The organism is Ileibacterium valens, from assembly GCF_001945525.1.
Taxonomy (GTDB): Bacteria; Bacillota_I; Bacilli_A; order Erysipelotrichales; family Erysipelotrichaceae; genus Ileibacterium; species Ileibacterium valens.
Genome location: NZ_MPJW01000065.1, coordinates 1 through 15,640 on the forward strand (window position 1 = coordinate 1; position 15,640 = coordinate 15,640).

A 15,640-nucleotide genomic window follows, 5' to 3' on the forward strand; every position below is an offset into this window, starting at 1 on the left:
CGGGAGAACATGTCTTCAGATGCAGGACATGAGATTATGGTCAGCCGGAGCATTCAGGCGGAAGGAACCTTCGGAGATCTTAAAGAAAACTACAGATACAGCCGATTGAGACGCCGGGGACTGGAAAACGTAAAATTTGAGGTGCTTATTGTGGCCATGGGGCACAATATCAGAAAATTAAACAACAGAAATCGGATGAGTTGCCCAGAACTCGAACGTTATGGAAAATTAAAGGAGCAGAAAAGCGAAATCTGAAAAAGATTATAAACAGTCTTTTTGAGTTTTGGCTCTTTTCAGTGCGTTCAAAAATTGACTTGAGCGGAAAAACACATCATAAAACAGGATTGAATCAGATAAAAAGCATAGAAAAAGGGGCTGTAAATCTCGCTGATGAAAAATCAGTCGAAATTTAACAGCCCCTTTTTTCTTTGTCAGAAACGACCTGATTTTCGAGTTTCTATTCTCTCTTATTAATAAAAAATCAATTTGCAAAAGTCACCAAAATATTGCATTCAACTGTCATATTTTCCGATATACTTAAGACACAAATTAAGGGGACAACCATGGCAAACTTACAATCGAATATGCGGCTGCGTAAGGGCCGCGTCATCCTGCTGATTACAGGCGCCTGCATTTTAGGGGGAGCAGGCTTATTGATCTATGAAAATTTTAATCCGATCCATTTCAGAAGTAATTCGCCTTCGATTGAATTAGGGGAATCATTCGATCCGAAAGCGAATATCCGTTACGTCTTTATGGGCACACCAGACGACGTTCAGATTTCCGGATACGTGAATGGACTGATTCCGGATATATATGAAGTCGACTACCTGTATAAAGGAAAAACGTGGACCATCCATGTTCAGGTTGCGGATACAAAGGCACCCAGTCTGGTACTCAAAAATGTCAATGCCGGACTCAATGAAGAAGTTGATGCAGAAAGTTTCATTGAATCCTGCAGTGATGCCAGCCGCTTTACCGTGTCAATTGTTGATCCAGAAGCACTCAGATATTCTACTGGAAGCCGTACCGTTCAGATTAAGGCAACAGATGAATTTGGAAATTCTGTCATTCGAAATGCGAAGCTCACTCGTTATGACGATACGATTCCTCCTATTTCAAAGGACACACCTTCAAGACGAAAATTCATAGCTGGAGAAGAGTTTTCTTCTCAGATTTTCAATTTTACTACAGGCAATGAAGAGGATTATCGAATCGAAACAGAAACAGATGATCTGGATATGAATACACCTGGTTCGTATACCGTTCGCTATCGCTTCTGGGATCAGGATGGTCACATGACAACATTTACTGAAACAATTGAGGTCATTGAAGCTCAGGATTCTGCAGATCAGGATCATTCTCAGAATGAATCCGATCTTGCAGCACAGGAGGATGAATCTGAAAACAATGAGCAAAGCGAAGAAACAGACAATCGTTCGGAAGGCGAATAATCCAAAATTTCCTGTCAGGAAACAATATGACTCATTTTTCATCTGACATGAACATAATCGGATACTCTGATCTGATCACAAAGGAGCTTGGTGAAAAGCTCCTTTTTTGATAACCGTTTTTCTTCAAAGACGATTCATCGTTTCGTTATCTGCCATAAATCATTCCAACTTTCTAAACTGATTTAATCTATTTTCAGAAATCGTGAAAGATCATACATATTTTCAAATCTGCAATACCAATCTTTTTATAGTTATTAATATTCAATACAGATTATATTTCCATCTCAAAAAAAGTTTTCTTTTCATCAATTTTTCCTGAGAATTCACATGATTAACCACAATCTGAATGAATTATCAAGCTACGAAACCGCATACAGGATTTCGACAGTAATTTACATTTCTTTCTTCACAAAGCGTTAATTATAATGAACAGGCAACACTCATGAATTTGAATCAGCCGGTACCATTGAACCAGGAACCTCTGAAATCTGAGTGGCGTTTTTATTTTTATTTTTTACGTACTATTTGCCCTGAACTGATTCAGGCAGAGATAAGACTTCTAGAAAGCGGAGGATACAGGATGCTTAAATCTGACTTTCAGGCCTGGGAAGGCTTTGAAGGAACCAAATGGAAAGATGAAGTCAACGTTCGCGACTTTATCCAGAAAAACTACACCCCGTACGATGGCAATGAAGATTTTCTTGCCGACTCAAGTGAAGCCACTAATCTGCTCTGGGAAGAACTGAAAGGTCTTCAGAAAGAAGAACGCGCCAGAGGCGGCGTTCTGGATATGGAAACCGAGATTGTATCTTCTCTTACAGCTTATGGACCTGGCTATATCAATGAAGAAATGAAAGATCTTGAAGCAGTCGTTGGACTTCAGACCGATAAACCGCTGAAAAGAGCCTTCATGCCTTATGGCGGTATTCGTATGGCCGAAGAAGCATGCCGTACTTATGGTTATGAGCCTTCTGAAAAGCTTCATGAAATTTTTACCAAGTATCATAAAACACATAACGATGCAGTCTTCTCAGCATACACTCCTGAGATGAAACTCGCCCGCCGAAATAAAATTCTGACCGGACTTCCGGATACTTATGGCCGCGGTCGAATCGTCGGAGACTACCGACGCATTCCACTCTACGGAATTGATTTTCTGATTGAGGAAAAGAAAAAGGATATGGCCAATCATTCGCCTTTATCGATGACAGATGATGTCATTCGAATCCGCGAAGAGATTGCTGAGCAGATCAAAGCTCTTGAAGAAATGAAAAAAATGGCTGCCATTTACGGCTTTGACATTTCACGTCCAGCCGAAAATGGAAAAGAAGCCGCTCAATGGCTTTACTTTGGCTATCTGGCAGCCATCAAGACACAGAATGGGGCCGCCATGTCCGTTGGCCGAATCTCCACATTCCTGGACATTTATTTCCAGCGGGACCTGGAAAATGGCACCTTTACCGAATATGAAATCCAGGAAATCGTCGATCATCTGACCATGAAATTCCGTATGGTTAAGTTTGCTCGAATCCCATCCTACAACCAGTTATTCTCTGGTGATCCGGTATGGGCTACCCTTGATGTTGCCGGTATGGGAATTGATGGCCGTCATATGGTCACGAAATCAGACTTCCGTTTCCTGCATACGCTTGAAAATATGGGGCCTTCACCAGAACCCAATCTGACGGTTCTTTATTCAAGCCGTCTGCCTGAGGCGTTCAAGAACTATTCGGCAAAAATCTCGATTGACACATCGAGTGTTCAGTATGAAAACGACGATGAAATGCGGATTGAGTGGGGCGATGACTATTCCGTTTGCTGCTGCGTATCCGCAACCCAGACTGGCAAGGAAATGCAGTTCTTTGGAGCCCGTGCCAATCTGGCTAAATGTCTGTTGTATGCTATCAACGGTGGAATTGATGAAAAGACAAAGACTCAGGTCGGTCCTGCCTATCGTCCAATTACTTCTGACATCCTCGATTATGATGAAGTCATGGATAAGTACGATGTTATGATGGACTGGCTTGCAGGGCTTTATGTCAATATTCTCAACCTCATTCAGTATTTCCATGACAAGTATTACTATGAAGCGGCTGAAATGGCTTTAATCGATACCGATGTAAGACGTACATTCGCAACAGGTATTGCTGGATTCTCTCATGTAGTCGATTCCCTTTCTGCGATCAAATATGCGACAGTTCATGTCATTCGTGACGAAGAAGGTCTTGCAGTGGATTATGAAATCGAAGGAGACTTCCCTCGCTATGGTAACGACGATGACCGTGCCGACGATATCGCTGTATGGCTTTTGAAGACTTTCATGAATAAGATCCGGAAACACCATACCTATAGAAACTCCGAACCGACAACTTCGATTCTGACGATTACTTCCAACGTCGTGTATGGAAAAGCCACTGGAGCATTGCCTGATGGACGTCCAGCCGGTGAGCCATTATCTCCAGGCGCTAACCCGGCTTATGGAGCCGAGCAGAATGGTCTGCTTGCTTCCCTGAATTCAGTTGCCAAGCTGCCTTATGAATATGCTCTGGATGGAATCTCAAATACTCAGACGATTAACCCAACTGCATTAGGTCATACTTTAGAAGAGCAGGCTGAAAATCTCGTCTCAACCCTTGATGGTTACTTTGACCAGGGTGCACATCACTTAAACGTTAACGTTTTTGGTTTAGAAAAGCTTTATGATGCCATGGAACACCCGGAAAAAGAAGAATACGCCAACTTTACCATTCGCGTATCCGGTTATGCCGTTAAGTTCATCGACCTGACTCGTGAACAGCAGATGGATGTCATCTCCAGAACCTGTCATGGTGCCCTCTAAACCGTTTAAATATCAGTCCTTTTTACTTAAGAACGAAAGAAGACAGCGGATTCACTGTCTTCTTTTTCTTTCTTCTATCTGTTCTCAGATTTAGAAATGAGGTCATTATCATGTCCGAAAACACAAAATTAGGAGCGGTTCACTCCATTGAAACCTTTGGTTCTGTGGATGGTCCCGGTGTTCGGTACGTCATCTTTTTACAGGGATGTCAGATGCGCTGCAAATATTGTCACAATGCAGATACCTGGAAAATCCTTTCGCCCGACCAAAGTGCCGACGAAGTTTTAAAAAAGGCTTTGCGCTATAAATCCTATTGGAAAAAGAATGGAGGAATCACTGTTTCCGGCGGAGAACCGCTGCTTCAGATGGATTTTGTTATCGACTTGTTTGAAAAGGCCAAGAAAAAAGGAATCCATACTGCCCTGGACACTTCAGGTCAGCCATTTAACCGTTCACCTGAATTTATAAAAAAATTTGATCGTCTGATGAATGTCTGTGATCTGGTTTTACTCGATATCAAACACATCAATTCCAATAAACATAAATTGCTGACTTCTCATCCAAACGAAAACATTCTTGATCTGGCTTCCTACTTAAATGAAATCTACAAGCCTGTATGGATTCGACATGTTCTCGTTCCGGGAATTACGGATGATCCAGACGATCTTTTTGCACTGAATGAATTTTTAGAATCATTGGAGAATATCGAACGGGTTGAAGTCCTTCCCTACCATTCCATGGGAGCTTATAAATGGAAAAACCTGAATATGGAATATCCTCTCGAAGGAGTTGAAGCTCCAAGCGATGAATCCATTATGCAGGCCAGAAAAATTCTCAATGCTTATTAAAGCCAGGAGCTTATCAAAGGAAAACACAGCCAAAACAAAAGCGAAGAAGCCAATTAAATTTCGGCATTCTTCGCTTTTTCTTTTCTGTTCTTATCAGATTTCGGCTGTTTGGATCTATCGTTTCCAAATCAAAGACCAAAACTGAAATCTTTTTTTGCAGGATTTTATTTCATTTAGACGAACTATTCTCCAATAGTCATCTGCGTCTGTTTGTCATAAACGGTTACTGGTTCATTCTGGGCATCAAATACCTGAACGGCAAGGCATCCAAGACCCGTATGGGCACTGACGGCACTGACCAGATCAATGATCCTGATTTTGGCTCCGCCTAAAGCAGCAGAGATTTTTTTGGCATAGGCTTCTGCTTCTTCCAGGGCATCCACATGAGCCACAGTAATGTCATATTCAGGAGTCACACCAATCTTCTTTAACCGATCGATGACCCGATCCTGAGCTCTCGACATCGTGCGCACCTTATCAAGAACATCAACCTTACCATCGGTTTCGATATTATCATGCAAGATCGGCTTAATTTTAAGCAGACCGCCTAAGGCAGCTGCCATTGGCGTCAGACGGCCTCCGCGTTTCATGTGCTGAAGATCGCTGCAAAGCAGAATGGTATCTGCACTTTTCGCAATCTTTTCAAGCTTTGCCAGAATGGTTTCAATCGAATCTCCGGCTTCATACATTTTTTTTGCTTCAAGAATACAGTGAGCCTGAAGGACTGCTGTTGAATAGCAATCAAATCCATAAAATACCAGACCAGCCTGATTGGCACAGGACTCCATGGCATCAAGAGTTCCCGAAAGTCCTTTGCAGATAGGTACTGCGAATACGCCTTCATATCCCTGTGCCTTCAGCGTATCGAACAGATCCTGAATCCGTCCATAGGCCGGCATGGAAGTCTTTAATACTTCGTCATTTTTTAAACGGCTGATGACATCCTCATGAGAAATCGTTTCGTTTTCCTGGAAGGTTTCAGCCCCGGAGCTCAGCTGAAGAGGCAAAGAATAAATTCCGTTTTCTTTCCAGAATTCCGGAGAGATACCGCTTCCGCTGTCCGTTACAAATGCAATTTTCATTAAATATTTACTCCTTCGATCTTTGGAGCATACTGGAATCCGACAGATCCAAGTCCGGTATGACAGGCAATCACGGCATACATAGGATCTGTATGGATTACAACGTCCTTTCCAAGGGCATCGATCAGGGCCTGTTTACCCGCTTCAGTTCCTTCTTCATTTTCACCATTGAGCATGAAGAATTCATAATTGTCGACATCGTCCTTCACTTCTGAGGCAATCTTCTCAGCTGCTTTTTTTACAGCTTTATTAAAGGTACGTACTTTTTCCCAGGCGTCGACCTTGCCTTCTGTTTCTTTACCCACTTTCAGAATTGGTTTGATTTTGAGCATACCGCCAAGTTTAGCAGCAAGTGGTGTCAGTCTGCCGCCGGCAGCTAGATGATCAAGATCTTCTACAATCAGATACCCGTTGGAATCATCGACGGCTTTTTTAAGAATTTCAATGATTTCTTCTGGTTCCTTTCCGGCCTGCAATAGCTGATTGGCGGCAAGAACCATATATTTTTGCATATACAGTGTGGAATAAATATCAAGAGTATGAACATTCAGTCCCAGGCGGGCTGCAGTCGCCTGTAATGTTGCATTGGTTCCTGAAAGTCCATTTGAAAGATTGATCAGAATCAGATCCGTATATCCATCTTTTTGAAGATCTTCAAAAAGTTCTTCCTGCATCAGAAGCGGGGGTTGGCTGGTTGAAGGCATTTTTCCTTCATCAAGCATTTTATAAAGTTCCGGAATATCCAGATTAATTCCATCGAGATACTGCTGGTTATCAACGGTTACCTGAAGGGGCAGAAAGGCGATGCCCAGATCGCTGGCCTGTTTTGCACTCAATCCAGACCCGGAATCGGTTAATACTTTAGCTTTCATGTTATCTCACTTTCCAAAACCGCATTCTGCGGTTGTCCATATCCGATTTTATGGTATCACCGTAAAGAGGTCATCTCCATAATGAGCACCGAGTGATTCGCGTAGAATTTCACATCACTTTCAATTGCAGGATAAACTTTCGAAAACGATTTCAACCGGCAGCGTCCTCTTAGCGGTTCTTGGATAATCATTGTCAAATGAAACAATTTTTCCATATTTCTATTCTGAAATTTTTCTTCATCTATAATTGAAATGAACCATTCTGAACTGAACAGAACTGATCATCTTTTTTCTGAGAAATTGAATTAATCCAGATTCTATCTTTAATTTCTGATGGTTTTGGCAGACTGTAATAAAATTAATTTTGAATTCATTCAAAATCAGCTTCTGCTAAGAGTTTATATAATCAAATTAACTTCTTTGATCTAAAGAAAGGATGTGCAGATATGAGCTTTATATCCTTTGAAGATGTTAAAAAGACATACAAAATGGGCGAAGTGGAAATCAACGCTCTGGATGGTGTTTCTTTTGACATTGAACAGGGAGAATTCGTTATTATCGCCGGCGCCTCAGGAGCCGGAAAATCCACCATACTGAATCTTCTTGGCGGCATGGATACCGTAACAGATGGAACAATTACAGTCGATGGAAAAGAAATCAGCAGTTATAACGACAAGCAGATGACTCAATACCGAAGAGATGATGTAGGCTTTGTCTTTCAGTTTTATAACCTGATTCAAAATCTCACCCTTCGTGAAAACCTGGAACTGGCTACCCAGATTTCGAAAAAACCTAAAAATCTCGATGAAGTGATTGACGCGGTTGGATTAAGTGATCGAAAACAGAACTTTCCATCACAGCTTTCCGGCGGCGAACAACAAAGAGTGGCTATTGCCCGTGCAATCGCCAAGAATCCGAAATTGCTGTTATGCGATGAGCCGACAGGAGCTTTAGACTATAAAACCGGTAAACAGGTTTTAAAAGTTTTACAGGATATCTGCCGCAAGGAAAAGACCACTGTCATCGTCATCACTCACAACCTGGCGCTGACTCCAATTGGAGATAAGGTCATTAAAGTGAAATCAGGAAAAATCGAAAGCATTGAAACCAATCCAGAACCTATGGATGTAGATCGGATCGAGTACTGATGCCAAAAATATTATTCAAAGATATTCTGATTGAAATCAGAAAGTCGTTTGGCCGATTCTTATCGATTACTCTGATCGTAGCCTTAGGGGTTGCGTTCTTTGCAGGAATCAAAGCTTCCGCTCCTGATATGAAGCATACTGCCGACAAACATTTTGATGATTATTCTGTTCAGGATATTCAGATTTATTCCACTTTTGGAATCCGTCAGGATGATCTTGATGCCTTAAAAAAGCTCAAAGGCGTTCAGGAAGTTCAGGGCGTTTTTTCTTCCGACTATCTGACCTATCAGAATCAGCGCGAACTGGTTGTAAAGCTGATTTCATGGAGTCCGGATCAAAAATTGAACCTTCCAAGACTGATGGAAGGAAGAATGCCTGAAAAAGAAGACGAGTGTGTAATCGAAGCGGACTCAGTGAACAACGAACTGTTTGGTTCTTTCAAGATCGGTGACACGATCAAACTCGAATCCGGAAATGAAGATCCAATAACAGATACTCTGAAAAAAGACAGCTTCAAGATTGTCGGCAAAGCCTACAATCCAAATTATTTATCGTATGAAAAAGGAACTTCCTCAATTGGATCAGGCAATGTAGATACCTTTATTTATGTCAATCAGGATGTAATAAAGGCCGACTACTATACTGAAGCGGATCTGCTGGTTACTGAATCTCAGGCACTGAATTCTTATTCCGATGAATACTTTGACGTGGTTGAACCTGTAACCAAAGAGGTTGACACACTGGCCATCTCACAGATTGCCAAATACAAAGCCGAACTTCAGGATGAGCTGGATCTGGAAAAAAGAAAAGCTCAGAAGGAACTGGATGATGCACAGTCTCAGATTGAGGCTGGTCATGCCCAGCTTGAAGAAGCCGCATCCAGGATTCAGGAAGGACTTGCCGAAATCTCAAAAAATGAAGATAAACTGGCCTCATCTGAAAGTGAACTGGCAAGTGGATGGCAGTCCTACTATTCCAATAAGAAAAAAGCTGAAGACGGACTGGCTTTTGTCAATGATGGAATCAGTCAGATTCAGCAGGCTCAAAACAAATTGCCAGAGCTTGAAGGTGCTCTGAATTCTCTGAATCAGGCTCAGGCTGGGCTCTTACAGATCAATCAGGCAAAATCAGGTCTGGTTTCCTTAAATGATGGAATTCATCAGCTGGCAACTCAGATTTTGCAGTTGAAGATGGTTTCTCCTCAGAATCCGATGATTCCAGCTCTTGAAGCGAAATTAAATGAACTGATTGAACAGGAAAAGCAGATCATTCAATCCTTGAATGTTGAACTCAAATGGACTGAAATAACGCCTACTTTACCTGCACCATTACCGGATCCAGCGCCAGAACCCTCTCCTAATCCAGCACCTGGTGATAATATTCCAACAGATAACGACACAAGTTCAGAAACTGTACCAGCAAAGCCTTCAACTGACGTTTCTGATCCGCAAACCCCTGAATTGTCAGATACACCTCAAAATCCTGAAACTCCTGAAAATCCAGATACCCCTGAAAATCCAGAAAAGCCAGATCTGCCAGCCACGGTTGATCCGATTCAGGTTCCTGATATCAGTCAGGCTCTTGCGGTGTTGGACACTCAATATCAGGCGATTGTTTCACAGGCTGGAAGCGAAACAGAGATTGAAACGAAAAAGCAGCAGGTTCAGGCCGGAATCGATCAGATTAAAGGGCTTGAATCTCAGCTTGCTCAATTACAGGCTTTGAAAAAGCAGCTTGATGGAATGGCTAAACTTCCAGCAGCTTATGACACTTTAGTATCTGCCCAGAATCAGATCTCTGAAGGAAAAAAACAGCTTGCCGATACCAAAGCCGAACTTTCTACTGGTCAGCAGGACTATGAAAGCGGACTTCGTGAACTTCTAGACAATGAACGAAAGTTCCAGGAAGAAAAGAAAAAAGCAGATCAGCAAATTCAGGATGCTCAGGATAAAATTGATGACATCAAGGGAGAATGGATTGTCCTTGATCGAAACTCTCATTATTCCTATCGAGATTATCAATCTGCCGCTGAACGAATGGAAAGAATTGCTACCGTTTTCCCATTGTTCTTTTATTTAGTCGCTGCTCTGGTCTGCATGACCACAATGACCCGAATGGTTGATGAACAAAGAAGCGATATTGGAACCCTCAAATCGCTCGGTTATTCCAAATTTCAAATCGCATTTAAATATCTGGCTTATGCAGGTCTGGCTTCCATTGCAGGATGCATCTTGGGTCTGAGTCTTGGATTGTTCATCTTCCCTTCTGTGATCTTCTTTGCATGGAATACGATGTATAATCTGGAATCCATCCAGTTTGTCTTCCAGCCTTCACTGATGCTCGGTGCTTCCCTCTCAGTGACTGCCATTGTTTTGGCAGCGACCTTCTATTCAATTTACAAGGAATTGATGGAAGTTCCATCTGCATTGATGCGCCCAAAAGCCGCAAAAGCCGGAAAGAAAATCCTGCTGGAAAGAATTCCTATTATCTGGAAACGTCTAAGTTTCATGCAGAAGGTTACTTTGCGAAATCTCTTCAGATACAAGAAGAGATTCTTCATGACTGTGATTGGAATCGCCGGATGCTCAGCCCTGCTTGTGGCAGGCTTTGGACTCAATGATTCGATCTCTTCAATTATCAGCAGACAGTTCCAGGATATCTATCATTACGATGCCTCTGTTCTGATTGATCTGGAAGAAAATCCCGATCTGCCTGAACAGGTTAGTAAAATTGATGGAGTTACGGAAGTCCTCGAAACTGAAATCTTACCAGTCAGCATATCTTTTGATCACAAGGATATGAGTGCTTCGGTCAATATCATTGAAGATCCGCAAGCATTGAAAAAATTCATGACTTTTATCCCGATGAATGGTTCTTCGGAAGATATGAAACTCAATGATGACGGGGTCTTTATCGCCATCAAGACCGCTGAAAAACTGAATGCGGGCGTGGGAGATACAATCGAATTTGAGACGACAGACCATCAGATCATTCAGACAAAAGTTGCTGGTATTTTTGATCAGTATGTTAATCATCAGATTTATGTGACAAAAGATCTTTATGAAACCTGGGGTATTGATGAAAAGCCAAATCAGTCCTTGCTTTTGATCAATGATAGTACGGATGAAGAACTGGAAACTGAAATGGGCAGACAGCTGATGGATTTAGACGGTGTAAACAGCGTTGAATTCTACAGCGCTCTGATCGCTAACTTCCAGAATATGATCTCAGCGATCGAACTGGTTGTGATTGTACTGGTTATCTCCGCAGGCCTGTTAGCCTTCGTCGTTTTATATAATCTCTCAAACGTGAATATTTCTGAGCGTCAAAGAGAAATTGCCACTATCAAGGTTCTTGGCTTTACTGAACGGGAAGTGAATGCCTATGTCAATCGAGAGTCCATTCTGTTGGCACTGATCGGTTCAATCGTCGGTCTTTTCCTCGGAATTGTCCTTCATTCGATGATCATGTCCTTAGCAGAACTGGATGATATTCGATTTGGGCGAGTCATCCTTGGAAAATCGTATTTAATCTCGCTGGCATTAACCATGGTGTTTGCCTTCCTGGTCAACTGGATTATGAAGTTTAAACTCAGAAAAATCGAAATGGTTGAATCGCTGAAAGCTGTTGAATAAGGTGACTCATCAACACATAAAGATATATGACAAAAACCCGATGCAGAAACCAAATATTCTGCATCGGGATTTTCATTTATGATTTCGCTTATAAAAGTAAAAAAGGAATCGCGTGGATTCCTTTTTTTATTCAGTTAATGATTAAACAGTAACAATTTTCAGCATGTTGGTAGCGCCGGTACCTACAGGATATCCAGCGACAACAATAATGTTGTCTCCACGATGCAGACCATTCTTCAGAGCGATGTTGCGGGCAAGCTGAACATCGTTTTGCTGAGTGTTCTGAACATCAGTAACAACAGGCATTACACCAAATGTTGTCAGAAGAGAACGCTGAGTTTTACCATCAAAGCATACTGCGATGATTGGTACGCAAGGTCTGAATTTAGCCAGACGCTGTGCAGTAGAACCAGACTGAGTGAATGCAATAATTGCTTTGATGTCCATAGCCAGTGCAGTTTCTGCTGCAGAAATAGCGATGGAGTCAGACATGGTTCTCTTGGAAGATGCAATACCTTCCTGTAAAGAATGCTTGTAATCGATCATTGGTTCGATCGCATCAGCAATCTTTGTGAAAGTATGAACAGCTTCTGCTGGATAGCTTCCGGCAGCAGTTTCTGCAGAAGTCATTACAGCATCTGTACCATCCATGATTGCGTTGGCAACGTCAGAGGCTTCAGCACGAGTAGGTCTTGGGTTACCCTGCATGCTTTCAAGCATATGAGTAGCCGTGATAACTGGTTTACCCATTTCATTAGCCACTTTAATCATCTGTTTCTGATAGATAGGTACATATTCAAGAGATACGTTTACACCAAGGTCACCACGGGCAACCATGATTCCATCAGCCACTTCAAGAATATCTCTTAAGTTATCGAAACCTTCCTGGTTTTCAATCTTTGCGATAATCTGAATGTCATCCTTGCCTTCCGAGATTAAAATATCGCGAACGGCTAGTACGTCTTCTTTACGTCTAACAAAGGAAAGAGCGATAAAGTCAACATCATTCTTAGCTCCAAAACGCAGATCGGCCTCGTCCTTTTCAGAAACGAAAGGCATCGAAAGAATAATCCCTGGCAGGTTGCATCCTTTTCTTGATTTCAGAAAGTGGGGGTTGGCAACCACACCTTTGAACTCTTTTCCAGGAGTTACTTCAGTAATATCAATACGCAGCTTACCATCATCCATCAGGATATAATCACCTTTTGTTACGTCATTGAATACTTCTGGAACCGTCAGAGCAAAACGTTCTTTCGTTCCAAGCAGTTTTGGATCATTCACAACAGTGACTACGTCGCCTTTATCTAGCTGAACACCGCCGTCCTGGAAATCACCCAAACGGATTTCTGGACCTTTGGTGTCAAGCAGAATACCGATCGGTTTTTTCAGTTCTTTGGAAACTTCACGAATCAGCTTCATTCGGTTTCCATGTTCTTCATAGTCTCCATGAGAAAAATTCAAACGAGCAACATTCATGCCTTCTTCGACAAGTTTAGTCATCATTTCCTTGTTTTCGGAAACGGGACCAATCGTACATACAACTTTTGTTTTTTTATCCATACAATTCCTTAATCCTTTTCCGGTTTAATCCACATATGCGGAAACCTTCTTAATCAGTCTAATAATAGACAATTGGAGTGATCAAAACTAGCTCAAACGCTCGAATAAGTTTGTAAGCGGTTTTTTGCTTTCACTCGGCATCACTAAGGCTTTTTCAATCGGATAAGAGACGATCTTGTTCTGACGAATGGCAACACATTGGCCGCCAATTCCCTGCATCAGCAGATCCACCGCTTTTTCACCCATCTGACTGGCAAGCATACGATCGAATGGGCAGGGTGAGCCACCACGCTGAATATGCCCCAGAACAGTCGCACGTCCAGAGAATCCGGTATTCAGAGTGACTTTCTTAGCAAACTGATGAACATCTGTAATCTTTTCAGAAATGATCACAATGGCGTGTTTTTTCTTTTTGATCATATCGAGATCACGCAGACGATCGAGAATATCCTGCTCATCAAAGCCGGTGTCACTGGTCACGACAATATCTGCACCACAGGCTACACCAGCCCATAATGCCAGATCACCGCAGCGGTTACCCATAACCTCAACAATCGAGCAGCGATGATGAGAATTTGAAGTATCGCGCAGTTTATCGACCGCATCAACGATGGTTTCAAGTGCAGTCTGGAAACCAATCGTATAATCCGTACAGGTGATATCGTTATCGATTGTTCCCGGAAGTCCAATACAGTTAATTCCCATATGAGTCAGTTCAAGAGCGCCGCGATAAGAACCATCTCCACCGATCACGACAACCGCTTCAATGCCGCGCTTACGAAGCTGGCGAATGGCTTTTTCACGCACTTCAATATCTTTAAATTCCGGAAGACGGGCAGAACCAAGAATAGTTCCTCCACGAGTAACAATCTCACCAATGGATTCACGGGTCAGTGGCTCAATATAACCTTCAACCATTCCTTTATACCCGTTATAAATACCAAATACTTCTAATCCTGAATTCAAACCTACTTTGGTTACAGCGCGAATGGCTGCATTCATCCCAGGAGAATCACCGCCAGAAGTCAGGATTCCAATTCGTTTAATCATTGTATTTTCCTCCACAAAACTAACTTATTTAAAGTAAATGTTACTTTAATTTTAGCATACAGCCATATGGACAGGCACAGGAAATTCGTCCATCCAATTACATCATTGTATTTTTATCTAAGAGACGATTATCAGAGATTAATTCAGTTTGCAAGATGTTGTCCAAACAGTTAATTTCAACCAACAGACTCACTCTGATCAATATATCCGGATTAACTGCCTATTCAGGCTGAAATTAAAAAGGTGAAAGAAACCATATAGCTTTTACCTTTCACCTTTTAGTAATAATAAATTGTCCTAAACCAAATTTTGACCAGTTTAACAAAATCAGAAATGCTTTATTGATTTTCCTGTTTCTGAATTTTTTCTAACCAGGTCTGGGGGTCTTCTTCAGGACGTACCTTTTCTTGAGCATCCTGAATTATTCCATTTTCATCAATTAAATACGTCGTACGCACTGTTCCCATTACTTTTTTTCCGTACATTGTTTTTTCCTTCTGTACTTCATAGGCATTTAAAACACCTCGATCGGGATCGGCCAGTAAGGTAAATGGAAGTTCAAATTTTTCTTCAAATTTTTTATGTGATCGCACAGTGTCTTTGCTTATTCCAAGAACTACCGCTCCATGTTGTGAAATTTGCGGATAAAGATCACGATAAGCGCAAGCCTGCTTTGTACATCCAGCCGTATTATCTTTGGGATAAAAATATAAAATTACTTTTTTACCTTTGAAATCATGGAGTGATACTTCATTTCCATTCTGATCCTGCAGTGTAAAATCTGGTGCTGGTGTTCCTACTTCTAACATTCTTTCTGCTCGCATGTATCTGATAATTTCTGCTGTTCACGTTAGAAAATACTAGATAATGTTTTATTCCCCTTTCGTCCGAGAGGAAACGACGAACTCCGGTCTGACAGATCAGAAGATCCGGAACCGGGGGTATAGTTCTTCAGGCGCTTAAATTCCCGCACGGCCTGCGGTACATATCAAATCCATTGCTCTGTCTTCTATGAATGGATTTGATTTTTTCTTTTACAGACTCATTTTGATCTTTGCGAGCTTTTCCTTTCTTTGTTGATTTGATCTGCTCTGAAGATATTCGAAAGATTGGGTTTTTCTTCCTGTCTTCAGACACTGCATCTTGGCGTCA

At 41.8% G+C, this 15,640-nt stretch carries 11 protein-coding genes; 6 read left to right on the top strand and 5 right to left on the bottom strand.

Features of this window, described 5'->3' with window-relative positions; genetic code table 11:
• The 4 genes from BO222_RS02055 to pflA all read left to right on the top strand — a co-directional run.
• A partial coding sequence (locus tag BO222_RS02055; RefSeq protein ID WP_075817320.1) for a transposase occupies nucleotides 1-255 on the top strand: 255 nt, incomplete at its 5' end.
• A 308-nt stretch (nucleotides 256-563) separates the two neighbouring features.
• Nucleotides 564-1,454 carry an immunoglobulin-like domain-containing protein gene (locus BO222_RS02060; RefSeq protein WP_075817926.1) on the top strand — a complete coding sequence of 297 codons (891 nt, stop codon included), beginning with the start codon at nucleotides 564-566 and terminating at the stop codon, nucleotides 1,452-1,454.
• 580 nt (nucleotides 1,455-2,034) lie between these two features.
• A complete protein-coding gene (pflB, locus tag BO222_RS02065; RefSeq protein ID WP_075817943.1) occupies nucleotides 2,035-4,293 on the top strand; it encodes a formate C-acetyltransferase in 2,259 nt (752 codons plus the stop codon).
• A 110-nt stretch (nucleotides 4,294-4,403) separates the two neighbouring features.
• Nucleotides 4,404-5,141: a pyruvate formate-lyase-activating protein gene (gene pflA / locus BO222_RS02070; protein ID WP_075817928.1), complete on the top strand. Its 738-nt coding sequence runs from the start codon at nucleotides 4,404-4,406 to the stop codon at nucleotides 5,139-5,141.
• A 182-nt stretch (nucleotides 5,142-5,323) separates the two neighbouring features.
• On the opposite strand, the gene BO222_RS02075 is transcribed toward pflA, so the two are convergent.
• Both BO222_RS02075 and BO222_RS02080 read right to left on the bottom strand, forming a co-directional pair.
• Nucleotides 5,324-6,223 carry a DegV family protein gene (locus BO222_RS02075; protein WP_075817930.1) on the bottom strand — a complete coding sequence of 300 codons (900 nt, stop codon included), beginning with the start codon at nucleotides 6,221-6,223 and terminating at the stop codon, nucleotides 5,324-5,326.
• Nucleotides 6,223-7,095, bottom strand: coding sequence for a DegV family protein (locus BO222_RS02080; RefSeq protein ID WP_075817932.1), 873 nt, complete (start codon nucleotides 7,093-7,095; stop codon nucleotides 6,223-6,225). The genes BO222_RS02075 and BO222_RS02080 overlap by 1 nt, the downstream gene beginning before the upstream one ends.
• Nucleotides 7,096-7,541: 446 nt before the next feature.
• On the opposite strand from BO222_RS02080, the gene BO222_RS02085 reads away from it, so the two are divergent.
• Together BO222_RS02085 and BO222_RS02090 are read left to right on the top strand one after the other, a co-directional pair.
• Nucleotides 7,542-8,243 (top strand): ABC transporter ATP-binding protein, encoded by a 702-nt coding sequence (locus BO222_RS02085; RefSeq protein ID WP_075817934.1) that lies wholly within the window; start codon nucleotides 7,542-7,544, stop codon nucleotides 8,241-8,243.
• Nucleotides 8,243-11,878 (top strand): ABC transporter permease, encoded by a 3,636-nt coding sequence (locus BO222_RS02090; RefSeq protein ID WP_075817936.1) that lies wholly within the window; start codon nucleotides 8,243-8,245, stop codon nucleotides 11,876-11,878. Before BO222_RS02085 ends, BO222_RS02090 begins: the two co-directional genes overlap by 1 nt.
• Nucleotides 11,879-12,019: 141 nt before the next feature.
• Here BO222_RS02090 and pyk read toward each other — a convergent pair whose 3' ends face one another.
• From pyk to bcp, 3 genes are all read right to left on the bottom strand, one after another.
• Nucleotides 12,020-13,438, bottom strand: coding sequence for a pyruvate kinase (gene pyk, locus BO222_RS02095; protein WP_075817938.1), 1,419 nt, complete (start codon nucleotides 13,436-13,438; stop codon nucleotides 12,020-12,022).
• An 87-nt stretch (nucleotides 13,439-13,525) separates the two neighbouring features.
• A complete protein-coding gene (pfkA, locus tag BO222_RS02100) occupies nucleotides 13,526-14,488 on the bottom strand; it encodes a 6-phosphofructokinase (protein ID WP_075817940.1) in 963 nt (320 codons plus the stop codon).
• Nucleotides 14,489-14,826: 338 nt separating this feature from the next.
• Complete coding sequence (gene bcp, locus BO222_RS02105) at nucleotides 14,827-15,297, bottom strand: thioredoxin-dependent thiol peroxidase (protein ID WP_075817945.1); 471 nt, start codon at nucleotides 15,295-15,297, stop codon at nucleotides 14,827-14,829.
• Between the last annotated feature and the right edge of the window lie 343 nt (nucleotides 15,298-15,640).

Coding starts and splice junctions, on each gene's coding strand:
- BO222_RS02060 (WP_075817926.1), top strand. CDS start 564: ATGGCAAACTTACAATCGAATATGCGGCTGCGTAAGGGCCGCGTCATC.
- pflB (WP_075817943.1), top strand. CDS start 2,035: ATGCTTAAATCTGACTTTCAGGCCTGGGAAGGCTTTGAAGGAACCAAA.
- pflA (WP_075817928.1), top strand. CDS start 4,404: ATGTCCGAAAACACAAAATTAGGAGCGGTTCACTCCATTGAAACCTTT.
- BO222_RS02075 (WP_075817930.1), bottom strand. CDS start 6,223: ATGAAAATTGCATTTGTAACGGACAGCGGAAGCGGTATCTCTCCGGAA.
- BO222_RS02080 (WP_075817932.1), bottom strand. CDS start 7,095: ATGAAAGCTAAAGTATTAACCGATTCCGGGTCTGGATTGAGTGCAAAA.
- BO222_RS02085 (WP_075817934.1), top strand. CDS start 7,542: ATGAGCTTTATATCCTTTGAAGATGTTAAAAAGACATACAAAATGGGC.
- BO222_RS02090 (WP_075817936.1), top strand. CDS start 8,243: ATGCCAAAAATATTATTCAAAGATATTCTGATTGAAATCAGAAAGTCG.
- pyk (WP_075817938.1), bottom strand. CDS start 13,438: ATGGATAAAAAAACAAAAGTTGTATGTACGATTGGTCCCGTTTCCGAA.
- pfkA (WP_075817940.1), bottom strand. CDS start 14,488: ATGATTAAACGAATTGGAATCCTGACTTCTGGCGGTGATTCTCCTGGG.
- bcp (WP_075817945.1), bottom strand. CDS start 15,297: ATGTTAGAAGTAGGAACACCAGCACCAGATTTTACACTGCAGGATCAG.